General features: G+C 69.1%; 25 protein-coding genes and 5 pseudogenes. 18 read left to right on the forward strand and 12 right to left on the reverse strand.

What is annotated here, in order from left to right:
* Positions 1–70 precede the first annotated feature (70 nt).
* Positions 71–1,153: a hypothetical protein gene (locus OG266_RS00215; RefSeq protein ID WP_371541225.1), complete on the forward strand. Its 1,083-nt coding sequence runs from the start codon at positions 71–73 to the stop codon at positions 1,151–1,153.
* A gap of 65 nt (positions 1,154–1,218) precedes the next feature.
* Here OG266_RS00215 and OG266_RS00220 read toward each other — a convergent pair whose 3' ends face one another.
* Both OG266_RS00220 and OG266_RS00225 read right to left on the reverse strand, forming a co-directional pair.
* The gene (locus OG266_RS00220; RefSeq protein WP_371541228.1) at positions 1,219–1,464 is read right to left on the reverse strand and encodes a DUF2283 domain-containing protein; all 246 of its coding nucleotides are present in this window, start codon (positions 1,462–1,464) and stop codon (positions 1,219–1,221) included.
* A gap of 49 nt (positions 1,465–1,513) precedes the next feature.
* A pseudogene (locus tag OG266_RS00225) lies at positions 1,514–1,675 on the reverse strand (transposase family protein); the annotation flags it as partial.
* Between the two features lie 60 nt (positions 1,676–1,735).
* Here OG266_RS00225 and OG266_RS00230 point away from each other — a divergent pair.
* Positions 1,736–2,026 carry a transposase gene (locus tag OG266_RS00230; protein ID WP_371552586.1) on the forward strand — a complete coding sequence of 97 codons (291 nt, stop codon included), beginning with the start codon at positions 1,736–1,738 and terminating at the stop codon, positions 2,024–2,026.
* 94 nt (positions 2,027–2,120) lie between these two features.
* Here OG266_RS00230 and OG266_RS00235 read toward each other — a convergent pair whose 3' ends face one another.
* The gene (locus tag OG266_RS00235) at positions 2,121–2,888 is read right to left on the reverse strand and encodes a class I SAM-dependent methyltransferase (RefSeq protein WP_371541231.1); all 768 of its coding nucleotides are present in this window, start codon (positions 2,886–2,888) and stop codon (positions 2,121–2,123) included.
* 93 nt (positions 2,889–2,981) lie between these two features.
* On the opposite strand from OG266_RS00235, the gene OG266_RS00240 reads away from it, so the two are divergent.
* From OG266_RS00240 to OG266_RS00250, 3 genes are all read left to right on the forward strand, one after another.
* A complete protein-coding gene (locus OG266_RS00240; protein WP_371541234.1) occupies positions 2,982–3,536 on the forward strand; it encodes a winged helix-turn-helix transcriptional regulator in 555 nt (184 codons plus the stop codon).
* A gap of 251 nt (positions 3,537–3,787) precedes the next feature.
* Positions 3,788–4,027, forward strand: coding sequence for a hypothetical protein (locus tag OG266_RS00245; RefSeq protein WP_371552587.1), 240 nt, complete (start codon positions 3,788–3,790; stop codon positions 4,025–4,027).
* A 185-nt stretch (positions 4,028–4,212) separates the two neighbouring features.
* Positions 4,213–5,277 carry a hypothetical protein gene (locus OG266_RS00250; protein WP_371541237.1) on the forward strand — a complete coding sequence of 355 codons (1,065 nt, stop codon included), beginning with the start codon at positions 4,213–4,215 and terminating at the stop codon, positions 5,275–5,277.
* Between the two features lie 356 nt (positions 5,278–5,633).
* On the opposite strand, the gene OG266_RS00255 is transcribed toward OG266_RS00250, so the two are convergent.
* On the reverse strand, positions 5,634–6,125 hold the full coding sequence (locus OG266_RS00255) for an IS5 family transposase (RefSeq protein ID WP_371541240.1): 492 nt from the start codon (positions 6,123–6,125) through the stop codon (positions 5,634–5,636).
* Positions 6,126–6,949: 824 nt separating this feature from the next.
* On the opposite strand from OG266_RS00255, the gene OG266_RS00260 reads away from it, so the two are divergent.
* From OG266_RS00260 to OG266_RS00275, 4 genes are read left to right on the forward strand one after another with little or no spacing between them, the layout of a single operon-like run.
* The gene (locus OG266_RS00260) at positions 6,950–7,186 is read left to right on the forward strand and encodes a hypothetical protein (RefSeq protein WP_371541242.1); all 237 of its coding nucleotides are present in this window, start codon (positions 6,950–6,952) and stop codon (positions 7,184–7,186) included.
* Positions 7,187–7,218: 32 nt separating this feature from the next.
* Positions 7,219–9,003: a substrate-binding domain-containing protein gene (locus OG266_RS00265; protein ID WP_371541245.1), complete on the forward strand. Its 1,785-nt coding sequence runs from the start codon at positions 7,219–7,221 to the stop codon at positions 9,001–9,003.
* A 40-nt stretch (positions 9,004–9,043) separates the two neighbouring features.
* Positions 9,044–9,862 (forward strand): hypothetical protein, encoded by an 819-nt coding sequence (locus OG266_RS00270; protein WP_371541248.1) that lies wholly within the window; start codon positions 9,044–9,046, stop codon positions 9,860–9,862.
* 11 nt (positions 9,863–9,873) lie between these two features.
* Entirely contained in the window at positions 9,874–10,551 is a 678-nt protein-coding gene (locus tag OG266_RS00275; protein WP_371541251.1) for a hypothetical protein, read from the forward strand.
* A gap of 34 nt (positions 10,552–10,585) precedes the next feature.
* On the opposite strand, the gene OG266_RS00280 is transcribed toward OG266_RS00275, so the two are convergent.
* On the reverse strand, positions 10,586–11,812 hold the full coding sequence (locus tag OG266_RS00280) for an RNA-guided endonuclease InsQ/TnpB family protein (protein ID WP_371541254.1): 1,227 nt from the start codon (positions 11,810–11,812) through the stop codon (positions 10,586–10,588).
* Between the two features lie 17 nt (positions 11,813–11,829).
* Here OG266_RS00280 and OG266_RS00285 point away from each other — a divergent pair, with 17 nt between their 5' ends.
* The gene (locus OG266_RS00285; protein WP_332880823.1) at positions 11,830–12,024 is read left to right on the forward strand and encodes an Arc family DNA-binding protein; all 195 of its coding nucleotides are present in this window, start codon (positions 11,830–11,832) and stop codon (positions 12,022–12,024) included.
* Between the two features lie 46 nt (positions 12,025–12,070).
* On the opposite strand, the gene OG266_RS00290 is transcribed toward OG266_RS00285, so the two are convergent.
* Positions 12,071–12,226, reverse strand: coding sequence for a hypothetical protein (locus tag OG266_RS00290; protein WP_371541257.1), 156 nt, complete (start codon positions 12,224–12,226; stop codon positions 12,071–12,073).
* A gap of 173 nt (positions 12,227–12,399) precedes the next feature.
* Here OG266_RS00290 and OG266_RS00295 point away from each other — a divergent pair, with 173 nt between their 5' ends.
* Complete coding sequence (locus OG266_RS00295) at positions 12,400–12,627, forward strand: hypothetical protein (protein WP_371541259.1); 228 nt, start codon at positions 12,400–12,402, stop codon at positions 12,625–12,627.
* A 552-nt stretch (positions 12,628–13,179) separates the two neighbouring features.
* On the opposite strand, the gene OG266_RS00300 is transcribed toward OG266_RS00295, so the two are convergent.
* On the reverse strand, positions 13,180–13,461 hold the full coding sequence (locus tag OG266_RS00300) for an SHOCT domain-containing protein (RefSeq protein ID WP_371541262.1): 282 nt from the start codon (positions 13,459–13,461) through the stop codon (positions 13,180–13,182).
* Between the two features lie 57 nt (positions 13,462–13,518).
* On the reverse strand, positions 13,519–13,980 hold the full coding sequence (locus OG266_RS00305; RefSeq protein ID WP_332880821.1) for a DUF6325 family protein: 462 nt from the start codon (positions 13,978–13,980) through the stop codon (positions 13,519–13,521).
* 421 nt (positions 13,981–14,401) lie between these two features.
* Here OG266_RS00305 and OG266_RS00310 point away from each other — a divergent pair, with 421 nt between their 5' ends.
* The 4 genes and pseudogenes from OG266_RS00310 to OG266_RS00325 all read left to right on the forward strand — a co-directional run.
* Positions 14,402–14,818: a DUF2550 family protein gene (locus OG266_RS00310; RefSeq protein WP_371541265.1), complete on the forward strand. Its 417-nt coding sequence runs from the start codon at positions 14,402–14,404 to the stop codon at positions 14,816–14,818.
* Positions 14,819–15,193: 375 nt separating this feature from the next.
* Positions 15,194–16,408, forward strand: a pseudogene (locus OG266_RS00315) (arylsulfatase); the annotation flags it as partial.
* Between the two features lie 580 nt (positions 16,409–16,988).
* A pseudogene (locus OG266_RS00320) lies at positions 16,989–17,102 on the forward strand (3-beta hydroxysteroid dehydrogenase); the annotation flags it as partial.
* Positions 17,103–17,171: 69 nt separating this feature from the next.
* A pseudogene (locus OG266_RS00325) lies at positions 17,172–17,282 on the forward strand (NAD(P)-binding domain-containing protein); the annotation flags it as partial.
* A gap of 157 nt (positions 17,283–17,439) precedes the next feature.
* Here OG266_RS00325 and OG266_RS00330 read toward each other — a convergent pair.
* A complete protein-coding gene (locus OG266_RS00330) occupies positions 17,440–18,021 on the reverse strand; it encodes a helix-turn-helix domain-containing protein (RefSeq protein ID WP_332880818.1) in 582 nt (193 codons plus the stop codon).
* Entirely contained in the window at positions 18,018–19,187 is a 1,170-nt protein-coding gene (locus OG266_RS00335) for an MFS transporter (protein WP_371541267.1), read from the reverse strand. Before OG266_RS00335 ends, OG266_RS00330 begins: the two co-directional genes overlap by 4 nt.
* Before the next feature lie 359 nt (positions 19,188–19,546).
* On the opposite strand from OG266_RS00335, the pseudogene OG266_RS00340 reads away from it, so the two are divergent.
* A pseudogene (locus OG266_RS00340) lies at positions 19,547–19,837 on the forward strand (tetratricopeptide repeat protein); the annotation flags it as partial.
* A gap of 490 nt (positions 19,838–20,327) precedes the next feature.
* Here OG266_RS00340 and OG266_RS00345 read toward each other — a convergent pair.
* Together OG266_RS00345 and OG266_RS00350 are read right to left on the reverse strand one after the other, a co-directional pair.
* Positions 20,328–21,362 (reverse strand): carbon-nitrogen hydrolase family protein, encoded by a 1,035-nt coding sequence (locus tag OG266_RS00345; protein WP_332880816.1) that lies wholly within the window; start codon positions 21,360–21,362, stop codon positions 20,328–20,330.
* Between the two features lie 19 nt (positions 21,363–21,381).
* A complete protein-coding gene (locus tag OG266_RS00350; protein WP_371541270.1) occupies positions 21,382–22,401 on the reverse strand; it encodes a phenylacetaldoxime dehydratase family protein in 1,020 nt (339 codons plus the stop codon).
* 232 nt (positions 22,402–22,633) lie between these two features.
* Between OG266_RS00350 and OG266_RS00355 the strand changes: the two genes are divergently transcribed.
* Together OG266_RS00355 and OG266_RS00360 are read left to right on the forward strand one after the other, a co-directional pair.
* On the forward strand, positions 22,634–23,599 hold the full coding sequence (locus tag OG266_RS00355; RefSeq protein ID WP_332880814.1) for a helix-turn-helix domain-containing protein: 966 nt from the start codon (positions 22,634–22,636) through the stop codon (positions 23,597–23,599).
* A 29-nt stretch (positions 23,600–23,628) separates the two neighbouring features.
* On the forward strand, positions 23,629–23,754 hold the full coding sequence (locus OG266_RS00360) for a hypothetical protein (RefSeq protein ID WP_332880813.1): 126 nt from the start codon (positions 23,629–23,631) through the stop codon (positions 23,752–23,754).
* Positions 23,755–24,208 lie beyond the last annotated feature (454 nt).

Raw genomic sequence — 24,208 nt, forward strand, 5'->3', positions numbered from 1 at the left:
TGGCGGTCCGAGAGATTCGAACAGTCCAGGCCTGATGACGCCGGACAGACCTCGGGCCTAAGGTGTGCCGGTGATCTTCAAGAGGAAGCGGGAGGCTTCGGGCCTCGCCGCCACCGTGTCCGAGCTGGAGGAGGCGGTTGCCGCCCGCGATGGCGGCCGCACCGGGCGTGCCTTCACCGCAGTGATGAACGATGTGCAGTCGGCGTCGGACGCTGAACGCGTTGTGGCAGGGCCCCGGTTGGCGGTCCTGCTCCCCGCCTTCCCACCCACTGGCCCGCGGCCCATGCTGGCGATGGCGGCCGGCTTCTGCGTCGAGCGCGGGGCCGATCCGGCGGCCTGCGCCGAGCCGATCCTCGACGGCGTCCACCGGGACCTGCTCGACGCCTTGGAGTTCGCCCGCCGCTGGACCGCCACCGGCGCGGCCGAGGACGAACTGCCGGAGCCGGACGAGAAGATCATTGACGACGCGCTTCTGGCCCGCCTGGGCGGCGACGTGTACGAGGCCACGCGGCTGGCGCTGGCCTGGTGCTCGGTCGAGGAGTGGCAGCCGCCCGCGCTGGCCGTGCTGTGCCGCAGCGCCGAGGTGCGCCGTCGGCACGCATCGGCGCTCCTCCCCGCCTGCCGCGACCTGGCGGCCCTGGAGCGGCACGACCTCAAATGCCTGGCCTACGCGCTGGCGGTTCTGGACGACGAGCCCCTTGTGGTGCTGCACAGGCCCACCGGGACCGGGTTCGAGGTGCACATCGGCGGCATCGGGGACAACTTCCAGTTGCACACGCTGCTCGCCCACGTCCTCGTCGGCGGCGGCCACGTGCCCGGCACTACGCCTTCGGCGGAGAGCGTCCGCCTGGCCACTGACCCCGAGCCCGCCCAGGGACGCACCCAGACCGTCGCGACCGGGACCTTCGAACTCCTCGCGGCAGACGGCGAGACGATCTGGAACGAGGGGCTGCCCGACGACATCCCCGTGGTGGAGGGACGCCGCCTGCTCGTGCTCGACGAGCCGACATACCAGCGCAGTTGGAACGCCGACCGGTTCTTCCCGCATCTCCCGGGCACGGCCGAGTTGACCCGCGTCCTGACCGCAGACGAAACGCGGACCTGGTTCGCCCGCACGTCGTCCGGCGACGGGATCCGCCGGCATCGCCTATAGGTCCGATTACGCGCTGTGCTGATTCAACGTCGCCGAGGTGTCCGCGAGCGCGGTGCTCGACTGTTTCATGCACCTTCGGTGTCCAGCCGCTCCGCGGACTGGAGCAGGTACTCGGGCAGTTTTGAGCTGGCCGCCAACACCTCGATGCCGATGAGACGGCCCTGCTCGTCGAAGTCGAGGTTGATCATGGCGTCAACGTCCACCGGATAGCAGGGATACATGCGCGCGGACTTCACGCGGGCCTGCGGTTCGGTGAGGTACACGTAAGCTGCGTCCACGGTCTTGTCGTAGGTGACTCTGACGTCTGCCACGGTGGGCGGGCTCCCTTGCTGTCGTTGTTGGCGGCGACGGTCGTGGCCTGCTCAAGAGTGGGGCGAGAGCGGCCAGGACCTCAACCGCCTCGGCGATGTACCGGTAGACGGTGGCCAGCCAGATCCCGAAGCCGGCCGCGAGTTGGGTGTACGTGTGCCCTCATCGCAGGTGAGTCAGGGCGATTAGGGCCTGTCGGCCTGCGGTCAAACGACATCACCCAGGCCCTCACCCTGGTCGACGGCGTCCCGCCCATCGCCGGACGGGTGGAGCATCCGCGCAGCCGCCCAGACTCCCTGCTGGGGCGACAAAGCCCACGGCTCCAAGGCCGTACGCCGCGAACTGCGGCGCCGCCGGAACCTGCCGGTGATCTCCCGCAAGGGCGCCCCGAACATCAAGGGCCTGGGCAGGCTCCGCTACGTCGTCGAGCAAACCTTCGCCCTGCTCCACCAGTTCAAACGCCTGGCCGTGCGCTGGGAACGACGCCTCGAACTCCACAACGCCGTCGTCTCGTTGGCCTGCAGCCTCATCTGCTGGCGACGGCTGAAGAAGGCCACTTCGTAATCGGGTTCCGTCGTAGCAAGGCCCGCTGGGCAAAAGCTACCGACGCCATTCTGAGGTGCGCCCTGGGTGACCGGACCGAGACGGGGGCTGTGGCTCATGCCCGGTGGATCGCGTGGCCCAGATACGTCACCACCGGGCTGCCCTCTGGCTCGAGCACCATGTCGACCAGCTCCGGCAGCTGCTCGTCGGTCAGCGTGCCGCGCCTGCGCCCGCGTGTCGCGCGCACCAGGCTGCGTACGTCGCGCGGCTTGAACGCCGAGACGTCCTGCGCGGACAGTCCCGCCTGGTCGAGGGCCTCGGCGAGCTCCTCCGGGCGGCGCAGCCGGTGTGCGGCGTAGCGGCCGCGGGGCATGATCCGTGTGCCGGGGAAGGCCTGGAAGGCGCCGAGGTAGATGAGGCGAGAGATGGGGGTGCGGTTCACGGTGTCGTAGACGAAGGTTCCGCCGGGGCGCAGCACGCGCGCCGCCTCCGCGAGGACTGCGTCCGGACGTTCGGTGATCTCAAGGGTGTCGGCGCAGTACAGGAGGTCGAAGGAGTCGTCCGGCAGGCCGAGTTGCTCCGCGGGTGCCGTTAAGTACGTGATGCCGAGACCGCCGTCCGCCTCCTGGGCGAGGGCCGTCGCGGCGGGGGACGAGTCGGCGGCGACGACCTCGAAACCGAGTTGGGCGAGGCCGCGGGCGGGAAGGCCGCGCCCGCTCCCGACGACGAGCGCCCGGCTGCCGGCCGCTGTGAGGCCCACCTCCGGGAGCACGCGGCGCAGGTACTCAAGGCGTACCGACTGAAAGGTCAGGGCCCGGATGTGGCGGCCGTCGACGGCCGTGGGTCCGGCCGTGTCGAGTGCGATGTGCGGGGCGGCGGCCATGGCAGGCTCCCTCGACAAGTCAGGTCAGGTTCCCTTAGTAAACCTAGCATCCGTAAGTTCCCTGAGGGAACCCGGCGGCGATACGATGGGCCCGTGACCCGTACCCCCCTCTCCGGCGTCGCGTGCTCGATCGCCCGCGCGACCGATCTGTTCGGCGACGCCTGGACGGCCCTGATCATGCGCGACGTCCTCGTCGGTATCCGCCGCTTCGACGAGCTGGCGGAGGACATCGGCCTGTCCCGCAAGACCCTCGCCGCGCGGCTGGCCGTGCTGGTCGAGGAGGGCGTACTGACGCGCGAGCGGTACCAGGCCGCTCCGCCGCGCGAGGAGTACGTGGCCACGGAGAAGGGCCGGGAGTTCTACCCCGTCCTGCTGGCGCTGATGACCTGGGGCGACAAGTGGTACGCAGGGCCCGCCGGGCCGCCTGCCCAGATCCGCCACGATGCCTGCGGGCACCTGGCCACGCCGGTCGTGGCCTGCGACGGCTGCCGGGAGCCGCTTACGGTAGCCGACACGACCCAACTGCCAGGCCCCGGCGGGCGGGTGGGGCCGGGCACGCAGCTACTGGGGCCGCTGATCGCTGCACGGGGAGAGGCCATCCCAGAGCCGGTCACACCCCAGAATCCCGTCCGATCAGTTCCTTCATGATCTCGTTGCCAGCTGCCCAAGCCCTATTCACCCGGACGTCCTGCCCTGCACGCATCACGCGGCGCTCAGCCGCAGTGGCGGCTTGACCGTACCCAATGGCCGCTGGTGGCGGGGTAGTTCGGGTGCTCGGGACCGGGTGCTGGGCGGTGGTATTACGGGCACGGCCGGACCGTGTTGAGGATGAGCGGGCAGTGATGCGTCGGCTGTCGCAGGCCCGCAAGGCGCCCCGGGATGTGGTGATGCGGGCCCGGATGGTCGAGCTGAGCCAGGCCGGGCTGCGAGTTCCGGTGATCGCGGACGAGCTGGGTTGCGGCCAGAAGACGGTGCGGCGTGGCTGCACCGCTTCAACCGCTCCGGGCTGGAGGGGCTGGGCGATCTGGGCGGGCAAGGCCGCAAGCGGCGGACCACCGAGGCCGAGCGGTCCGGGATCATCTCCCTGGTCAAACCGGCCCCGCCGGGGAGGCTGGAGGTACAACCCGGCGGGGAACTGAGGTCGTCGCGCCCGGCGATCTCCTCACTGCGAGTAGTGGTTGCACGGCCGCGGGGCGGGGCTTGCTTGGCGTGACGCGCCCGCCGTAGTGGGATCTCGATGAGATCAGTTGATCTGGCCAAGGCCAGCTATGAGTCGCGCCTGGATACGCTGTCGATTCGGTTTTGGGGAGTGGGGGGCTCAGCAATGATCGGCAGCAACGGCACCGTCAGCGAGATCTCGGCGCCACCGAGCTTGGATGCTGTTGCCGATCTGGCGCCGGTGCGTGATCGCGATCGGCCTGTGTGGCTGGCGCTGGGCGAGGACGGCACGATCAGCCGGTGGGACCTGACGGCCGGCAATCACGAGGCTGTCGGGGCCACCACCGTTCCGGCGGAACCCGATCACGAACCATGGAACGGCCACCAGCTCCGCAGGCGCCTGCATGCTTCGCACGACGGTAGGTTCGCCGCGGTGGTCAACGACTACGGCCGGTTTGGCGAGGTAGTCGACCTCCGGACCGGCGAGGTTACGCTGGCTCTGGACAACCAGGGTGATGAAGAAGAGACAGTGCCGTTCTCACTGGAGTTCGCGCAGAGTCGCGGGCGTTGCGTCGTGATCCACCGCACGGCCTGGAACCGGCTGGATGTGTCGGACGCGGAAACGGGAGTCTTGCTGACTGATCGCTCGCTCCCCACGCCTGCAGACGCGGAAGCCGTGCCGGAGCACGACCTCGACTACTTCCACGGCGCACTGTATGTGAGCCCTGATGGGAAGCGGATCCTGGACGACGGCTGGATCTGGCATCCGATCGGGATCCCTGCGGTGTGGGATCTCGACCAGTGGATCGAGGGCAACGTCTGGGAGTCCGAGGACGGTCCGAGCCGGGTCGGTCTCTGCGACCGGGCGGACTACTGGGACCATGGCATGACCTGGATCGACTCGACCCGGGTCGCCGTCGAGGGCCTCGGCGATCACGACGTTGCCATGCGGCCCGGGGCACGGATCTTCGATACGAGTCGCACCGGTCGCAGTGAACCGCCGCGGAGGCCGACGGCCGTAGAACTCCTTGCGTTCGAAGGCCCGACCGGGCGCTTCTTCAGCGATGGCACCCATCTATTCAGCTGTGGTGACACCGATCTGTCGATATGGGCTCCGGCCGAGGGGAAGCTTCTGGGCACCGTTCCCGGCTTCTCCCCCGCGCACTACCACCCAGGTGCCCAGCAGTTCCTGCAGCTCGCCGACGGCGTGGTACGTCTCTGGACTGCATGACCGGTTGTGCCGCCGACGCCGCCCACGCCATGCGGTGCGCTCGCTAGATTGCCATGTCCCTTGATCGTCAAGCGATGGCGCGATGTGCGGGTCGGCAGTCGCTGGGCCGGTATGCCTCACGCGTTGGCGAATGGCGCCTACGACCTGGATGAGCAGGGGGGCACGGGGTGAGCCGCGGTTCTGGCCGGGCGTGGTGCTTACCGGGGGCAGCCGTCTGATGGAGCTTTCGCGGGGAGTGGCGGCCGTGTCGCACGACGTCAGCGCATGTGGGTCCCGCCGTTGATGTCGAACGTGGCGCCGGTGACGTATCCGGCGTCTTCGCTTGCCAGGTAGGCCACTAGGTCGTGTCCGCAATGTCAGGGGAGCCAGAGTCGTAGGCAGGCGATGGTGACCAGGGCTTGGTAGTGGCGGGCGCGTTTGTCGTAGCGGGTGGCGAGGGCTTTGTTGTGCTTGAGCTTGTTGAAGCAGCGTTCGACGAGGTTGCGGCGCCGGTAGGCCGCTTTGTCGAGCCGGCAGAGGCTCTCGCCGCGGCGGATGCGGCCGTTGATCTGGTCGATGCGTTCCGGGATCGCTGCCTTGATCCCGCGTCGGCGCAGGTAGGTGCGGATCTTCGTGGACGAGTAGCCCTTGTCGGCGGCGACCCGCTCGGGCCGGGTCCGGGGTCGCCCCGGCCCGCATCCCGGCACCCGGATCCGGGCCATCACTGCTTCGAACTGGGTGCAGTCGTTGACGTTCCCGCCGGTGAGGGTGAAGGCCAGCGGCCGGCCCCGGCCGTCGCAGGCCAGGTGGTGCCACCGACCGTCGCCGTGCCTGCGGGCGCCGCCAGCGGCCGCCTCCTTCACGCGCACGGCCCCCGACGAGATCGTCGACTCACCCGCCGTTCGGTCCGCGGCGGACCCGTCCTCTCACCCGCCGCGCACCGCACCCCGATGAGCCATGCGACCACACCACCCGACGGCGCAGGGCCTCACCTGCACGGAGATCGCTGGACGCCTCTACGTCGGGGAATCCAGCCGCCGACAGCGCGGGGGCGCTCGAAGGGCAACGATGCCGGCCGTACGTCGGCATTTGGGCCCACCGAAGGCTCTGCTCCCGATTCCGTATCCCCCGTCCGGCTCACCGTCGGCGTCGCCTCTCCGCTCCGGCCCCGCGGCGTCGCCCCGGAGTCGGTCCGATCGAAGGTCCCCCGCAGCCTCACCTCTCACTGCTTGCACAGGAGTTGGCGACGATCGGTGGGTCCGGCCCGCCGGGAACCGTATCGCGCGCCGGACGCGTCACCGGCAGCGAGCAGGCGAAGTGAGATGCGAGGTGCGGCCGGGCAACGGGACGCCAAGCGGGCTTATGGCTTCAACGTCCGTTGCCGGAAGGGCTGTTGAGAGCACAACGCGCTGTGTAGACGGCTCCAGGACGGGCATCTTGTCATATGCATGCTGCGGAGATTATGGGGGAACAGCGTGAAGAATCTCGGGGGACGTGGAGACGACGGACGGAACCTCAACGGCGTGGCCACCGAGGACGCCGCGGCACAGAGTGACGGGCGGACCAGCGAGGAGCCACAGACCCCGATGCCGACGAGCCTGGACGGCTCGCCACGTGTAGAGAGCCCCGGGGGAACGGTTCGGGACGTGCCGAACGAACTGCCCGGACTCTCGGCCGGGGTCGCGGGGGCGACGTGGGGCGCGGGGACGGAATCCGAGGCCACGCGGACAACCGGCAAGGCGGGGACGGCCTGGTACCCACCTCCGCCCGCCGCTTCGCCGACCGTCGGAGTGCCGACGCCTTCGACGGCTCCGCCCACGTCCTCGACCCTGGCACCGGAACCCGGATCCAGTCCGGCTACACCTCAACCGGCCGCACGTACGTCGCCAAGCGCAACTGGCCGCACGACTACGTCGATCCGGTGGCGTGAGAAGTGAAGAGCCCAAGGAAACGGGGGGTGTCATGAGGAACGTACGCAGGCTGCCGATGCTCGTGGCGATCGGGGTGGGGCTGGCGCTGCTCGTGGCCGTCGGCGTGTTGGTGCGTGTGTCCGTCGGCGGGTCGTCGGGAAGCGACTGCGCGGTGCGACTGGAGGTGAACTCCTCGACGGAGAAGGGCGATCTGCTCGCCGAATTGGCCGAGGAGTACAACGAATCCGGGCGTGAACTCGCGGGCGGAGGGTGCGCCCGGGTGACGGTGTCGGAGACGAGTTCCGGCGTCGCCAAGGACGCCCTGGCCCAGGGGTGGGAGGAGCAGCGCGACGGTGCGCCGGAACCGCAGGTGTGGACGCCGTCCTCCTCGCTGTGGCTGACGCTCCTCCAGCGCGACGCGACTGCCGCCGACCGCACACTCCTCACCGACGAGAAGCCGCTCTCGCTCGCTACGAGCCCTCTGGCGATCGCCATGCCCCGGCCCATGGCGGAGGCGCTCGGCTGGCCGGAGCAGCCGATCGGCTGGCGGGATGTGCTGTCGCTGACGACGAAGGGCTGGGCTTCGGTCGGTCGGCCCGAGTGGGGCCGCTTCAGCCTGGGCAAGGACAACCCGCACACCTCCACCTCCGGTCTGGCCGCGACTCTGGCCACCTTCTATGCCGCCACCGGTCGCTCCAGCGACCTGACCCTTGACGAGGTCGAGGACGCGAAGACCCGGCGGTTCGTGTCGGGTGTCGAGGCGGGGGTCCTCCACTACGCCTCCGACGCGACGGCGTACATGGCCAACCTCGCCGAGGCGGACGCCGACGGGCAGGCTCTGTCGTACGCCAGCGCCATCGCCGTACAGGAGCAGTTGATCCACCTGTACAACCAGGGCAGCCCCACGGGCGAGACCGAACCGATCGGCAAGGGCAAGAAGCCGCAGGTGCCTCTGGTGGCCGTGCACCCGGCCGACGGCACGCTGATGTTCGATCACCCCTTCGTGGTGCTGCCCACGGCCTCCAAGGAACAGCGGGCCGCAGCCGCCGACTTCCGCACCTTCCTGCTGGCGGATGCTCAGCAGCGGCGCTTCCAGCAGACCGGATTCCGCGACCACGAGGGCAATGCCGGCAGTGAACTCGCCCGCTCGGTCAGCCTGTCCGAGCAGAGCGAGCGGAACCTGTCGCTGATCGACCCGCCCGCGCCCGAGGTGCTGGAGGCGATCCTGGACAGCTGGGACGAGCTGCGCAAGAAGGCCCGGGTGCTGCTCGTCATGGACGTCTCCGGGTCGATGAACCAGGCCGCGGGCGGCGGCCAGAGCCGGCTGGAGGCGGCCAAGAAGGCCGCCGCCGACACGCTCGGCCTCTATCACCCCGACGACGAGGTCGGCCTGTGGGCGTTCTCCACCGAGACCGGCGACCACCCCGAGCCGTACCGGCAGATCGTGCCGCCTGGCGCCATCCGCGACAACGAACAGCGGCTCACCGATGCCATCAACGGGCTCAATGCCGAAGGCGGCACCGCCCTCTACTCCACCGTGCGCGCCGCCCAGCAGGCGATGCTGGCCGATCTGGACACGGACCGCATTAACGCGGTCGTCGTACTGACCGACGGCAGGAACGAGTATCCGCCGGACAACGACCTCGACGCACTTCTGGGAGACCTCGACGCCGGCCAACTGGAGCGCTCTGTACGTGTCTTCACGGTCGCCTTCAGCGATCAGGCCGATTTCGGCACGCTCACGAAGATCGCCGCGGCAACCAAGGCCACCTCCTACGACGCCCGCGACCCGGCGGTCATCGACAAGGTGATGGTCTCCGTCATCAGCAATTTCTGACGGTTCCGACCCGATGGGCAGTGCAGACAGAGAGGACACGATGGGCAGCCGTCTCCTTCCCGCCGCCGCGGTCGGGCTGTTCGGCGTCGCGGGCGGTGTCACGGCCCTCCTCGCCGGCGCCCCGACAGCCGCCGCCCTGCCCGTCGGCGCGGGCGTCGGTGGCCTCGTATGGGCGGCGCACGCAATCACCGGCCGACTCACCCGCCCCGCACCATCATCGGCATCCGCGAGGCCCGCGACGGGCCGATCAGACTCCCCGGACGCTGACCGGCCGACGGACGCATCATCCCAACCGCCCGCCGACGCAACCCGATGGCTGACCCGCGCGGCGGCGGCCGCCGACCGGCTGGAGAACCAGTGCCGGCAGAGCCCCAAAGCCTCGCTCTGGCCCGCGCTGGCAACGGCGGCGACCTCTGTACGGGCCGCGGCCGACCGGCTGACCACGGCGGCCGAGGCGGTCCGCGTCATCGACACCAGCGGCACATCCACCGACCATCACGACCTGGACCGCGAGCGGGAACGCCTGGAGAAGGAGGCCCGAGCCCTCCCCGACGGCCCGCTCCGGCGGGCCAAACAGGACGCCGCCCGCGCCACGGGCCAACGCGCCGCGACCCTGAAGCGCCTGACCGAACTGCGCCAACTCCTGATCACCACGATGGAGGCCACCGCCCTGCGCCTGGAAGCCGCTGCGGAGCGCGGCGCCATGCTGTTGTCGCTCCAAGCCGCGACGGACGCCTCCGCCGTCCCGACGGACCTGACCGCCCTCGACCACGAACTCGAAGCCGTACAGGCCGGACTCGACACCCTCGACGAGGTCACCCGCTCACTGCACGGCACAGCCGACGAACCACCGGAGTGAGGAGGCTGCGCATGCCCGGAAGAGGCCGCATCGTGGTCGCGATACTTGTGGGTCTGGCCGTCGAAGCCGTCGACGCGATGTGGTGGAGCCTGGAGGGAAAAGGCCGCTTCGTGGCTGTGATGCTGTGGTCCCTGGCCGTCATACCTGTCGCGGTCCTCTTCGGCTCGCGCAACCAAGGAGCTCGATGGGTGCTGGTCTGCGCCCTTCTCGCGGTTGCCTCGTTCGCCATGGCCGTGACAACCGCCGGTTCCTGGTACGGGTGGGACGACGTACGTGAGCACCTGACCGCCCTGCCCGGACTCACCGCCGCCGCTCTGCTCATCACGGCTCCGTGGTTGGCCGCTTGGCCCCTCCACGATCTCTCCGGCCGGCCGACCCTGGCCCGCGTCATCGAGGCCAAGCCCTCCATCGACAGCGAAGAGGAGGACACCGGGCTCACCCGATACCACCTCGCCGAGGCGGAGACCGAGCGTGACCTCGGCTGGATGCGGTTCGGACCACGGACGCGCGCCCTCCCCGGTGCCGTCATCAGCGTCTCAGTGGTCCCGAGCGGCTGGGCCCCGCCCATCGCCACCGAACGCCTCAACGACACCGACGTGAAACCCGGCATCACCGCCTTCGCGGCCCTCGCCACCATCCATGCCCTTGCCTGCGCCGCCACGGCGGCGGCATGGCCTCGCGACACTTGAATCCTCCCCCTCGTGGATGAGGGGGATTCCTGGCTCAGGCCGCCTCCTGGAGCAGCGCTCCAGGAGGTCTTCCGCCATCGGCGCCAGCCGGGTTGAGACCAGCCCGGATCAGCATCACGCGTGCGGAGTTCTTGTCCCGTGGGCTTTCGGTTCCGCAGGCGGTGCAGGTATAGGTGCGCATCCCCAGCGGCAGTGCGTGCTTGGCTCTCGCTCCGCAGTGCGCGCAGTCCATCGTGGTGTGCGCGGGGTGGACCAGATGCACGGCGCGGCCGTGCTTGCGGCCCATCTCGACCAGGGCCCGCTTGGTGGCGCCGATGGCGGCGTCGGCGGCCTTGCGGGCCATGGTGGTCTTGGCCAGGAATTTCGGTTTGAAGTCCTCGACGGCCAGGGCGTCGTGGTCACGGACGACCGTCTTGGCCCACTTGCGGGCGGTGTCCTGCCGTTGCCGGGCGACCTTCTTGCACGCCTTGGCCCGCAGCCGCTTCGCCTCCCGGTAGCCCTTCGAGGCGGCCTGCCCCTTCTTCGGCTTGCGCCGGGCCATCATCCGGTCGTACCGGCTCAGCCTGGCCTTGGCCTTCCTGCCGTGCCCGGCGTGGGGCAGGTCGTGGGTGTCGGATGTGGTGGTCGCGGTCTCCTTCACGCCCCAGTCGACACCGATCACCGCACCCGTCCCGGGCAGCGGCTGGACCTCGGCGGGCACGACGAAGGAGCAGTACCAGTGCCCGACGCTGTCCTGGTAGACACGCACGGAGGAGGCGGCGGGGAGTTCCCGCGACCACACCACCGTCACCACGATGCCCCCGGCCAAGTGCAACTGACCGTCCTTCAGACGGAAGCCGCGCTGGGTGTAGTTCAGGCTGGGCAGAGCCTCACGCTTCTTCTTGAACTTCGGCATGCCCGCCCGGCGCTGCTGCGGGACGCGCTCACGGATGTCCTTCTGCGCCTTGGCCCTGGACTTGCCGAAGTCCCGGATGAGCTGCTGCTGCGGGACCGAGGAGCCCTCACGCAGCCATCCCGTGCGGGCGCGGGCTTCGGTCAGCATCTTGTCGAGCTGCGCCGGACCACACGTCCGCTTGTCCGCGCCTCCGGGGCAAGCTTTGTTCCGGGCATGGACCTGCTTGGACTTGGCCACGCACTCGTTCCACACCCAGCGACACCGGTCCCACTCATCCATCAGGGCAGTGCGGGCGGTGGACGACACGCGAAGCCGGAACGTCCACCGGGCATGCCCGGCGCCCTCGACTTCCCCCGATGTCGTCATGATGTCAAGGTAGCATCATGATTCGCTTCGCGTTGCGCATTCCCGAAGACCTGCACGCCCGGCTGACCGCCCAGGCAGCAGCCGACCGGCGGTCCATCAACTCCGAGATCCTGCACCTGCTTGACGTCGCCCTCGCCTCCGCTTCTCCGGACGCCGGATCGCCCGGCGGCGACCCGTTGAACGTTGGCCGCGCCCCCTTGGACACTGGCTGACCTCAGGCCGGCCAGGCAGCTCTGGGAGCTGGGCGATGACGTCTCCTCATCGCGTCTCCGTGGCCAGGGCGAGGCGCCGTATCCGGGTGCGTTGCAGGCCGCAGCCGTCCAGGACGTCGTACACAGCGTGGTGAAGATCGTCCGTGTGCGCCGAAGGAGCGACCAGCGTACGAGCCTTCGACAGGGCCGCCCGTTCAGCCATGCACACCGCCACGGCGACCGAGCGCGCCGCCTGCTCACGCGACCGCAGCCGGGCCCGAGCTCCGCAGCCAGCCGCACAGCCGCGCACCGGACCTCGAAGCCGTCGAGAACATCCACAGCGAAGTCGGCCCGAACACTGACGGTCTCCGCTGCACGGCCCGGCACGACCATCCGATGGTCCACTCCCTGCGCGCGTTCCTGCAGCGCGCGGCCCGGCCGCCCCAGGACCCGCAGCACCGTGGCACCGTGGCACCGTGGCACCGTGGCACCGGGCAGCACGGCCAGCTGCCCGATCGTCTGCACTCCCAGGGCACGAAGCGTCTTGGCCTGGGAATGCCGGATCCCGTACAACTCGCCGACCGGAAGTGGCCCGAGTCCGCGGTGTCGGACGCCGACACGTGAAGGACGCCGCTCGCCCCCCGTACGCGAGGACGCCATGGCCGCAACACTCCACGAAGAGCCGATCCCCACGACCGTGCCCAGGCTGTACAAAGCAGCCGCTTGAAGCCCGCAGCAGCTGCGCCAGACCGGGCCGAACCGAACAGCCGCAGAGCTCCGCCCACCCGGACAACGGCCTCCGACGGCACCAACGACTGGGCGAGCGGGGTAAACCGCTCGATCACCCTCCATGAGCTCCCCGAGCCCTTCGCCCTAGCGAAGCCTCACGTGGAAGAAGACCGCCTCCTTCACTACACCCTCCCGAGCACAGGCCGTACGAGCCCCTGCTGCCTCAACCGGCTGGACTATCGCCGTCTCGACCTCAGGTGGCCAGCCAGTTCGCTGTCCTGGGCCCTCAGGAATCCGCGAACCTGTCGGCTTCGGTTGGGGGCGGCGGCAGCCGCGCTGGCCACGCCGTACAGGGTGAGCGCGCGCAGCTGGATGAGTTCGGTGATGCCGCGGGCGTCGCGGTGCCAGAACCGCAGGCTGCCGGTGAGGCCCGCCCTCAGCAGCTGGTCACGAAGCGAGAATCCTGCTCTTTTGGGCCGCGAACTCTTCCTCGGTCAGGACACCTTGCTCCTTCAGCTGTCCGAGATCCCTGAGTTGAGCGATCTTGCTCTCCATGTCCGGTGCGGCCGGTGCCGGTGCTGCGGCCGGTGGCGGCGCACTCTGCTCGGCTGCCGCTGGTTCCTGTTGGACCCAACGGCCGGCCTGGCGCCGCGAAACTCTGTTGGAGACCGCGGTAGCCGTGCCGGCCACCACCGCCGTGCGCGCTACCCCTCGGAGAAGTCCTGGCATGTCAATGCTCCTTGGCTGATGTCGAGTTGATCAGGTTTGCCCGAAGCGTCCGCGGGGTCAGGTTGCGGCTCCATCTCCCACTGTGGCCTCCGCAGCATCGAGCGAGGCCAGAAGAGCTTGCACCGGGATGCGCCCGCTTGCGACGAGTTGCGCTCCTCCGCGTCGCAGTGCCTGTGCGAGGGGAGCGGCCCAGAGGTTCTCGTACACCAGGATGCCGGCCGAGTTGCCCGGCTCAAGGGCCATCCCCGCCTCTTCGATGTCATCCTGACCCAGGAGCCCTGATGAGGCTCCCTCGAACACGGTCAGGTCGAGTTCACCGTCAGAATCCAGATCCTTCAGTTCCAGACCGCCGACGCTTCCGTCGGTGTCCTTCCGGACGAACAGAAGGTCCAGAATTCGAATAATTCCTCTGTCCACCAGGTCGAGAAGCAAGGGGAATCCCTCACCCGTCATGCGGTTGCCCGGAAACTCGATGACCAGAAAGTCGACCGGTCCCATGGTTTCGAAATCGTCGCTCATGACCGCTCCTCACAGGGCTGGGACGCAGCCATGACCAAGCTGTCCACACCGGACCTTGGCAAGCGTGGTCGCCCCAACTTCATCCTCCCATTGCAACATTGGCCAGAACGCTGCGCATGTCACGGGAAGATGATGCGGACGCCGGATCAGCTAATGGCAGGCCAACTGTTGAACCCGCAAAGAACTTTTTACGGCCTGCCGCCCTTACGGTAACTCTCTCCGCTCAGTACTGATACCAGCCGAACACTTATGGCGACACAGCGCGACGGCTCCCCACGAACCAGTCAGCCCTGACATGTGAGCTGATGCCACAACTGCTACGGCTGGTTCCATCGTCCCGGTGTCGTCAGCTCTGGGCATTCGAGGTCGTCCTTACGCCATCCAGCGAGCAGCGCGGCTGTCGCCGAGGGATACTTTGACCATGCTGGTCGCGCTACTCGCCGTCCTGGGCGTCGATCTGATCGTGATTCTCGCCTTCCTGACCGCCGTATTGCTGAGACGACGGTGGGTCAGGCGTCAGACCGGATCCTTCAAGTGCGCAATCCGTGTCGTCCAAGGCGACGTCCCGGGCCTTTCTGTGAAGTGGCGGCGTGGCTACGGGCAGTGGATCCGCGACATCCTGGTCTTGTACAGGGCGCCGTTGCTATTTCGCAGCGAATTCGTCCCGGCGGATTCCCTGGCCGGGCCGGACCGTGTGGCCGAGGCGGGCGAGGTGAAGCGTCTGGGGAAGGATCTCGTGATGCTCTCCATCGCTGCGGATAACGGAGTCCAGCTCGAACCGCTGAGCTCGGCCAACGAGCGTCGCCGAGCGCATGGTCCCTTCACTGTGCCCCATTGAGACACAGCTCCGCCGCAAGGCAGAGGCTCTCTAGTGTCGGCGTGGGTCCTTGCGGCCTAGCGTGTAAAAGAGGCTTTCGAACAGCCGGGCAGGTGCCCGCTGTGCCGCAGTGCGCACACGCTTCGTGGAAGAGCCGGAGAGACGGAAAGCCCGGCTGACGAATTCACGGTGCCCTCATCACTCTGAAACCTCAAGTGCCGGCCGGAACGAGTAATGTGCGCGCCGGTGGAACGGAGACCGGGCATGTCGCAGACATCCTGGAGCGAGTACAAGCCGGGACGGACTTTTCCCGGAGTCGTCGGGCGAACCACGGATGAGTCGACCCCCGCATGGCCGCAGCCGGTGCGGGCGTTGCCGGATGCGCCGAACGTGCTGATGATCGTGCTGGACGACACCGGGTACGGGCAGCTGGGCTGCTACGGCAGCCCGATCGAGACGCCCAGCCTGGACGCCCTGGCTGCGGGCGGGCTCCTGTACAGCAACATGCACACGACCGCCCTGTGCTCGCCATCGCGCTCCTGCGTCGTGACCGGCCGTAACCACCACGCCAACGGAATGGCGTCGATCACCGAGCTCGCCACCGGGTATCCCGGCTACAACGGGCAGATCCCGTTCGAGAACGGGATGTTGTCCGAGATGCTGCTCCAGCACGGTTACAACACGTACATGGTCGGCAAGTGGCACCTGATGCCCTCGGAGCAAGAGTCGGCCGCGGGGCCGTACGACAGGTGGCCGCTGGGGCGGGGATTCGAGCTGTTCTACGGCTTCCTGGGCGGCGACACCAGTCAGTGGTATCCGGATCTGGTGTACGACAACCACCAGGTCGAGCAGCCGTCGACGCCGGAGGAGGGCTACCACCTCACCGAGGACCTGACCGATCGGGCGATGTCGTTCATCACCGATGCCAAGCAGGTCGCCCCGGACAAGCCGTTCTACCTGCACTTCTGCCCGGGCGCGACGCACGCCCCGCACCATGTGCCCAAGGAGTGGGCAGACCGGTACCGGGGCAAGTTCGACGACGGCTGGGAGGCCTACCGCGAGCGCACCTTCGCCCGGCAGAAGCATCTCGGCATCGTGCCGCAGGACGCACAGATCTCCCCGCCCGACCCGGACGTGCCTGTCTGGGAGTCCCTCTCCCCGGACGCCCGTCGCCTCGCGGCACGGATGATGGAGGTCTACGCCGGGTTCCTCTCCCACACCGACCACCACATCGGACGGCTGATGGCCTTCCTGAAGGAGATCGGCGAACTCGACAACACACTGATCATGGTGGTCTCCGACAACGGCGCCAGCGCCGAGGGCGGGGCGACCGGGACGACCAACGAGCTGCAGTTCTTCAACTACGCGCCCGAATCTCTGGAGGAGAGCCTGGCGCGGATCGACGAGATCGGCGGCCCTGAGACGTTCAACCACTACCCGTGGGGCTGGACGTCCGCCGGCAACACACCGTTCCGGCGGTGGAAGCGGGAGACCTACCGGGGCGGCGTCAGCGACCCGTTCCTGGTCCACTGGCTGGCGGGCATCCAGGCCCGCGGTGAGATCCGCGACCAGTTCGCGCACATCATCGACATGGTGCCCACCGTCCTCGACGTGTTGGGCATCGAGCCGCCCGCCACCATCCGGGGTGTCACCCAGTCGCCCCTGCACGGGGTCAGCTTCGCTCAGACCTTCGACGACGCCGCCGCGCCGACCCGTCACCGCACTCAGTACTACGAGATGTTCGGGCACCGGGCGATCGACCATAACGGCTGGCGTGCGGTCTGCCCCTGGCCCGGCCCCTCGTTCGTCGAGGCCGGAAAGCCGTTCGGCACCCCGATCACCATGACGGACCTGGACGACCTGGACGCCCATCACTGGGAGCTCTACCACGTCGCCGAGGACGTCGCCGAGACCCGCAACCTCACCCAGGAGCACCGCGGCAAGCTGATAGAGATGATCGCGCTGTGGTACGTCGAGGCCGGCAAGTACAACGTGCTGCCGATCGACGGCAGCGCCCTTGAGCGCCTGATGCTCGAGCGGCCGCAGATCACCGCGGCCCGGACCAGCTACACCTTGCGTCCCGACACTCAGGTCCTCTCGGCGGCCGTCGCCCCCCCCCGGGTCCTCAACCGCCCGCACAGTCTCACCGCCGAGGTGGAGATCCCACCCGGCGGCGCCGAGGGCGTATTGCTCGCAGAGCTACCCGGCGTCCAACCTCATCACCCGCCGGACCCTCGGCTGGGAACCCGCCCAGCCCGGCCTGCTCGCCGATCTGGACAACGGCCATTACTTCCCCGCCGACTGACGGCAGGAACCCGGATCGCAACGAGCCCGGCAACCGCCAAGTTCGGCTCTTCTGAAGGACGTTGAGATTATGACGACTGTGGGATTCATCGGAAGCGGAAGCATCGGCAGGACCCTCGCGCGACTCGCTGTCGGGGCCGGGCACCAGGTGGTGCTCAGCAACTCGCGCGGTCCCGAAACGCACTTCGGACGAGCCGGGAGTCGGCCGAGTCCCCCGGCCGGCAGGACGACGGCAGCAGGCTCCAGCGTTGGGGGTGGGGGTGTGCGGTCGGTGTAGGCGTGAGCGAAGCCGTCCACCGGAGACGAGCGGGGCATGAGAGACCTTTCGGTCGGCGACGCTACGCGGCGGCGATCAGCGTTTCGGCGGCAGCCCGTGTGGCGGCGATCAGGCCGCTGCGCCGGCTGCTGCTGACGATGAGGACACCGGCGCCGTGGAACAGCGTGTCCAGCTGGGCGGCGAGCATCTCGGGATCCCGCACGTCTGCCTGGGTGGCCAATTCTTTGAAGAGCTCGTGGACCGCGGCACGGTAGGCGTCGGTGGCCCGCTGCACCTGCACGCCCGCGGCGGGCTCGGCGCTGGCCCGCGCGAACGCGCAGCCACGATACGTCCGGCGCCGCAGCCAGCGCGCCTGCGTGTCGAACACCGCGAGGATGCCGTCATGAGGATCCGAGAGCCGCCCGGCGGCGGTGCGCAGTTCGGCCAGATTCCGCTCGTGCCGGGCGCCCAGGTACGCGGCGACGAGTTCTTCCTTGCTGCCGAACAGGCGGTACAGCGATGCCTTGGCCACCCCGGCATGCTCGATCACGCGGTCGATGCCGACGGTGTGCACTCCCTCGCTGTAGAAGAGCTCGTCGGCGGAGGCCAGCAGGCGTTCGCGGGGGGAGCGCGCCGCTGCTTTGCCGGTGATGTGAGTGGTCACGAGTTCGTTCCTTCGGTGTCGCCGGTCAGGCGGAGGACGCCGGCCGCCGTTGCGGCGAGCACTGCGAGGACGACGGCGTAGCCGAGCGTCGTCGCCGTCAGGTTTCCGGTGCTCTGCAACACGATGCCAGCCACGATGGCCGGTCCGCCGAACCCGAGGTAGGAAGCGATGTAGAGCAGCGACAAGGTGTCCGCGCGCTCGGACTCGTCGACGGCGGGCAGTACCAGGTCCATGGCACCTCGGAAGCCCAATCCGAAGCCGATTCCCGCCACCACCGCACCCGCCAGCAGGAGCCACATCTGGCCCAACAGCAGCGAAATCGCGGTGATCGCGAGCGCCGTCAGCAGGCCTGTGATGCCGTAAACCAGTGACCTACGCCCGGCCAGCCCGGTGGTGGAGAACGCGACCACCGGCGCCACCGCCCCGACGATCGCGATGGGCAGGGCGCCGAGTACGGGGGATGACGACCCGGTGAGCAGGGCGGCGAGGTGCGGGCCGAATGCTCCGAACAGGCCCGATACGGCCCACACGGAGAACAGCACGGGCACGGCGGCGCCCAGCAGCGCCAGTACTCGCCGCGGCGCGCGCAGCCTGGGCCGTAGGGAACGCACCGCTCCCGGCGTGCGCGGCGCGGTCTCCGGCAACCGCGACAACGCGACGATCTGCAGCACCAGCACGATGGCGAAAACCAGGTACACCAGGCGGGTCGGCATGGGTGCGAAAGTGACCAGCACGGCCGAGCCCAGGGCCCCGACTGCCGACCCGATCGGAGGCGCTGCCGAGTTCGCGATCCGGCCACGCTCGGCGTCGGTGTCGAGCAGCGCCGCGCCCACCCCGGCGAGACCCGCGCCCGTGGACAGCCCCTGAAGCACGCGTCCCACGAGCAGCCCGCCGACGCCCCCAGCGGTGGCGAACACGAGCATCGCCACCACCTGCACGAGGAGCGCAGGCCAGATGACCGTCCGACGTCCGATGTGGTCGGAGACCCGGCCGAGCACCAGCAGAGCCAGCAGCAACGCGAGGGCGTACGCGCCGAACACCACCGATGTCGCCGCTGCCGACACACCCCACAGCTGGGCATACACGCCGTAGAGCGGAGTCGGGGCGCTGGACGTCGCGAGGAACATCGCGCTGATCGAGGTCAGCAGCGCGATATGCGCCTTCACGCCAGGACGTGTTGACACTGCCCAGCCTGGTCGAATGTCCGTCGTAGCCATGTCTGCACCCTACCGGAATGAGACAGGTCTGTCTCTTCAAAAGAGACAGACCTGTCTTAGTCTTGGCTTACTCACGCGGAGTCCGGCGGGGGCGCGCCCTTGAGTCGCAGGCCGAGCCATAGCGTTTCGCCGGCCACGGCTCAATTCCAAGGGATGCCTGCAGAGGGTCGTATTCACGGGAGAGGATCCTCGGCGTGGCCCCCGCGGATCGGTCTACTACCTCTTCCCAGTCCGCCGTCTGTGGACCACCACCGGGCTCATGAACGGTCAGCCGCTGGTCAATGTGGACGAGTCGGTCCCGTTGCGGCATCGGCACCGAACAGCAGCACCGCGACGCCCTGGTGCGCTGGGACCCGGAGCAATACAAACGCGTCCACGCCCTCACCTACGCCGACCTCGGCGACAGCCTCGCTGCCCAGGTCCGCGCCGCCGAGGCCGTAGCCGTGTGGTCCCAAGCCCTGACGCTCACGGAGGGCATGACCTCCAACCGCACCCGCAAGGCCATCACCTCGCTCCGCTCCACCCTCTCCATCTACCAGCGCCGCAACGTGCCCGGAGCCGCCGAACTCGCCCGCCGCGCACGCGAAGCACTGGCCTAGGAGATGGCAACAGCGCGTACCGCCTTCTTGTACAAGGGCGTCGCGCTTGCCCACGCCAACGACCAGTAGCCCGGAGGGACCGGCCCTCCGGGCGGTCTACGGGTGGCAGGCGGGGGATATAGCCCCTGACCTGCTACGCAGCGCCCGAGTCGACTTCGGTCGGGTCGGGCGCTGCTTCGTTTTCGGGGCCGTGCGTGAGCGGATGTGCTCGTGGCCTGCGGATCAGGAGCGGGACCGCTTGCTCCCGGACGTGACCGGGGGATCAGTTTCGCTGCCTTCTCGGCGATTTCACGGTCCGGCTCAGGGAGCAGGTTCGTGCAGGTGTCCGAGGTCAGCGTGATGGTGGAGTGCCGCAGCTTCTCCTTCACCGCCCGCATGGGTCGTGGCTGCGGCCGACCGCCTCGGCTTCCGGGAACCGGGCGGCTTCAGCGAGTTGTTCCGGAAGCGAGACGACCGTACGCCCCTTCGGTTCTGCGCAGTGGCGCGGGCCTCAGCCGACCGGTGTTGCCTCCGGCTCCGTGATGATCGCCTCAGCATCGTCGAAGTGCTCGGCCGACGGGGTGGCGTAGGTGGCGTACTCCACGGGGCGCCGCTCGGTGCGGTTGAGGAGGAGACGGGTGACGTCGGGGCGGGCGTAGTGCCCGACCGGGTCGGCGGCGGCCTTGGCGAACGGGATCGCGGTCAGGTCGATGTCGGCGTACAGGATGCCCTCGGCGTCCTCGGGCAGCGGGTCGGCCAGCGGGCGGCCGTCGGGACCGTAGATCCGGGCGAAGCCGCCGCCGCGCTGCAGCAGTTGCTGCTTGACGGGGGTGTCGCAGAACAGCTCGATGGCCGCCTCGCCGACCACTGCGCACGGGGCGAGTACGAAGACCTGGCCCTCGGCGGCGTAGATCTGGGAGGCGGCGGTGTTGACCTCCGGGCCGAGCGCGTAGGCCGCCCCCTTGTACACCGAGAAGCTGGGCCAGGCGGCCACGTGCACCTGCTCGTGCTGGCTGAACATGGCGTACTTGGTCAGCGGCTGGAGGTGCTCCCAGCAGCACAGTGACCCGATCCTGCCGAGCGCGGTGTCGTGGACCAGCAGGTCGGAGCCGTCGCCCTCCCCGAACATGGTGCGTTCCACGTGGGTGGGCTTGAGCTTGCGACGGGCTCCGACGAGCTTGCCGTCGGCGGAGATGAGCGCCTGGCCCATGTACAGGCTGCCGCCGCCACGCTCGCTGAATCCGACGGCCACCGCTATGGAGTTCGCGCGTGCGGCGTCGAGCAGCCGCTGGAAGCGAGGGCCGTCCAGGGTCAGCGAGTTCTCGTGGTAGCGCCCGACGAACGGCATGCCGGCGGCCGGGGAGTCCAGCCACAGCCACCAGGGGTAACCGGGAACGAAGGTCTCGGGGAAGGCGATGAGCTGTGCCCCCGCGCGGGCGGCCTCCTCGATCAGGCCGATGCTCTTGTCGATCGTGGTGTCGGCGTCGAGCCATACCGGCTCGGCCTGGACGACGGCCGCCTTGAAGGCCCCTGTGTACTCGACCATGGTCAACTCTCCTCTGTTGTCAGGTGGTTGGGGACAGCGGCAGGAAGCCGGTGCGCGGATCGCAGTTGACGTACTCGGCGGTCACCGAACCGCTCGGCAGTACGGAGACCTCGTGCCAGAAGGCGACGTCCAGCGGGCCCTCGCCGCCGCCGACCATCTGGAAGAAGCTGGCGTAGATGTCCAGGTGCGTGCGGTGCGACCGGCACCAGGTCATCAGGTGCTCGAGCGAGGCGAACCAGGCGATGGTGCAGGCACGTTCGAGCGGCGCGCCGTCCGCCGACTCCTCGGTGAGGTTGCGGGCGGCGATACAGCCGGACCCGGCATTCTCCGCCAGGAAGTCGACGCCCCGGTCCTTGACCGGCTTGACGTCGGCCAGGTAGGTCTCGCGGTACAGCGTGCTGGCGGACCAGTCCTGCGCGGTGCGGATCAGCGCCACGTTTCCCGGTACTTCGACGCTGACGCGGCGGCCACGAGTCTCCTGGGTCCGGGGGTCCTGAGGCTCGAAGGCCGGCATCGCGGGCTCCAGCGCCTCAGTGGCCGACGCCGCGATGCGGTCACGGGCGGCGCCCCAGTAGTCGTGCACCTGGGTCTCGGGGAGTTCGAGGGCGCCGGACTGCGACAGTCCGCTGGTCGCATAGTCCTCACGGCGGTGGGTGTGCAGCGTCTCGTTCCGCTCGACAGGGATGACGGACTCCTCGCGCCAGTGCCCGACCGGCCCCTGCGTGGGGAGGCCGTCCCAGGCGGCGCGGACGGCTTCCGATCCCCGCCAGCGCCGGTGGCGGCTCGGGTCGTACCAGTACGCCAGCAACGTCACGTTGTGCGCTCCGGCGGTGTCGTAGAAGGATCCGCGGTCGACCAGGTCCGGCCCGTCCGGCCCGGCGAACAGCGTGGCGAGGCACGCCGCGCCCCGCTCGGCTTCCTCCCGGGAAGGCGCTTGGCAGCCGTACTGCGCGAAGACGAAGGCGTCCGTGCCCTCCGGGAATCGGGCACTGTAGGCGGTGAAACGAGGGGTGTGTCCCGGCGGGGCCGTTCTCGGCATGGCGCGCTCCTTCGACGAACTGTCCGTGACTCGAAGCGTGGGCCGCTCGACGGCCGCGGCTTGACCATCAGCGCACTGGAACTTGCCCGAGAGCGAACTCGCGGGTTCACGGGTCGGCGGTTCATGAGACCGACCGGCGGGTCATAAGACCGATACGAGCGCGTGACCCCGGGGAAACGGCGGGCCGGGCTAGATTGGACGAGCAAATCGGCCTTCCGGTGGAGGAGGCGCCATGAGCCTTGTCCTTTCCACAGACTCCGTGCCTCCGGGCGAGCGGCGGGCCTACTGGCACGATGCCGTCTGGCGCACGTTCGTGCCCCTGGACGTCTCCACCCCGAAGGACCCCACGGACGCGCCCTTCTCCGGAGCGGTCAGGACCGACCGCCTCGGCCACCTCCAGATCTCCACCGTGGACGCCGACCCGGAGCGGGTCTTCCGCACTCCGCGGCTGATCGCTCAGGACAGCGACGAGTACATGCTCATCGGCCTGCAGGGACGGGGCCCCGCCGTCGTCACCCAGGACGGCCGGGACGCTCTCCTGCGGCCGGGCGATTTCGCTCTCTACGACACGACCCGGCCGTACACGCTGAGCTTCCCCGACCGCTTCCAGATGAAGGTCTTCCAGCTACCGCGACAGGCGCTCGGGCTCCGGGAGTCCGACCTGCGGCGCATCACCGGCATCACCCTCCGCGGCGACGAGGGACCGGCCGCCCTGGTGGCCCCCTTCCTGGCCGGTCTCGCCGACGGAGCCGCTTCCTGCCTCCCCCAGGTCGGCGACATGCTCGCGCGCAACGCCGTGGACCTGCTCACCACCCTCATCGCCGAGCACCTCGGCCGGGACGCCGTCGGCACCGACGCCGCCCACCGCGCGCTGCTGGTGCGGATCCGGGCCTTCATCGGCCACCACCTCGCCGATCCCGACCTTTCGCCGGAATCGATCGCCGCCGCCCACCGCATCTCCGTCCGCTACCTGCACCGGCTCTTCCAGGACGAAGGCCCCACCGTCAGCCGCTGGATCCAGCTCCGCCGCCTTGAGGAATGCCGGCGTGAACTGAGCCGCCCCGGCCGCACGAGCCCAGCCGTGGCCGCCGTCGCGCACCGCTGGGGCTTCGCCAACCCTGCGCACTTCAGCCGGGTGTTCCGGGCGGCGTACGGGATGTCCCCGCGCGAATGGCAGGCCAGGGCTGACGGTGCCTGATACACCGGGATCTGCCCGTCATCCGGACCGTGTCCGGCCTCGACTTCGACCGCTTCCTCGACCTGGTGACGAAGGTGCTCAACGTCGATCCGGTCGCTTCCCGGCCGCCAACCCACGAGGTCCAAGACCGGCGGCAACGCCTCCGGTTCCCGTGAATTGCCGGGCTCGACGCCTCCTAGAGGATGCGGCCCCGGCGCAGGCCCGCCGCTCGCCCCTTGCCGACACTGACGGCCATCCGCACAGGCGGACGCGGACGTGGGGAACGCTGCTTACGGTTACCTTGCCATCTTTCTCTGGTTCCGGATCGCCGCCGCGATCCCGGTCCTGCTCGCGGTCGCCATCCCCGGTGCGGTCATGACGCGGCATGTGCGGCAACCGGGGATCACACCTTCGTAAGGCGCCGGCAGGCGTGCACGGCGGCGGCGTGGCGAGCGGTGCGACCGCCGCGCCAAGCAGCAGGTGGGGCGGGTCGACGGCGCCTCGACGTCGGTTCCCCTGTCTGTCCACAGGGATGGCGCGGCATAGGGGAACCACGACCCGCCGCCGAGCAGCACCACGATTTGGGTGAGCGCGACGACGCTGACGAGCCCGCCGATGGTGCCGGACTGA

The organism is Streptomyces sp. NBC_00554, assembly GCF_041431135.1.
In the GTDB taxonomy this organism is placed as follows: domain Bacteria; phylum Actinomycetota; class Actinomycetes; order Streptomycetales; family Streptomycetaceae; genus Streptomyces.

Excerpts from the sequence above, each read along its gene's own strand:
- OG266_RS00295 (WP_371541259.1), top strand. The coding sequence starts at position 12,400 with ATGGTCCACTCCCTGCGCGCGTTCCTGCAGCGCGCGGCCCGGCCGCCC.
- OG266_RS00355 (WP_332880814.1), top strand. The coding sequence starts at position 22,634 with ATGAGCCTTGTCCTTTCCACAGACTCCGTGCCTCCGGGCGAGCGGCGG.
- OG266_RS00245 (WP_371552587.1), top strand. The coding sequence starts at position 3,788 with ATGGTCGAGCTGAGCCAGGCCGGGCTGCGAGTTCCGGTGATCGCGGAC.
- OG266_RS00300 (WP_371541262.1), bottom strand. The coding sequence starts at position 13,461 with ATGCCAGGACTTCTCCGAGGGGTAGCGCGCACGGCGGTGGTGGCCGGC.
- OG266_RS00235 (WP_371541231.1), bottom strand. The coding sequence starts at position 2,888 with ATGGCCGCCGCCCCGCACATCGCACTCGACACGGCCGGACCCACGGCC.
- OG266_RS00350 (WP_371541270.1), bottom strand. The coding sequence starts at position 22,401 with ATGCCGAGAACGGCCCCGCCGGGACACACCCCTCGTTTCACCGCCTAC.
- OG266_RS00265 (WP_371541245.1), top strand. The coding sequence starts at position 7,219 with ATGAGGAACGTACGCAGGCTGCCGATGCTCGTGGCGATCGGGGTGGGG.
- OG266_RS00345 (WP_332880816.1), bottom strand. The coding sequence starts at position 21,362 with ATGGTCGAGTACACAGGGGCCTTCAAGGCGGCCGTCGTCCAGGCCGAG.
- OG266_RS00310 (WP_371541265.1), top strand. The coding sequence starts at position 14,402 with ATGCTGGTCGCGCTACTCGCCGTCCTGGGCGTCGATCTGATCGTGATT.
- OG266_RS00285 (WP_332880823.1), top strand. The coding sequence starts at position 11,830 with ATGATTCGCTTCGCGTTGCGCATTCCCGAAGACCTGCACGCCCGGCTG.
- OG266_RS00250 (WP_371541237.1), top strand. The coding sequence starts at position 4,213 with ATGATCGGCAGCAACGGCACCGTCAGCGAGATCTCGGCGCCACCGAGC.
- OG266_RS00275 (WP_371541251.1), top strand. The coding sequence starts at position 9,874 with ATGCCCGGAAGAGGCCGCATCGTGGTCGCGATACTTGTGGGTCTGGCC.
- OG266_RS00280 (WP_371541254.1), bottom strand. The coding sequence starts at position 11,812 with ATGACGACATCGGGGGAAGTCGAGGGCGCCGGGCATGCCCGGTGGACG.
- OG266_RS00305 (WP_332880821.1), bottom strand. The coding sequence starts at position 13,980 with ATGAGCGACGATTTCGAAACCATGGGACCGGTCGACTTTCTGGTCATC.
- OG266_RS00270 (WP_371541248.1), top strand. The coding sequence starts at position 9,044 with ATGGGCAGCCGTCTCCTTCCCGCCGCCGCGGTCGGGCTGTTCGGCGTC.
- OG266_RS00290 (WP_371541257.1), bottom strand. The coding sequence starts at position 12,226 with ATGGCTGAACGGGCGGCCCTGTCGAAGGCTCGTACGCTGGTCGCTCCT.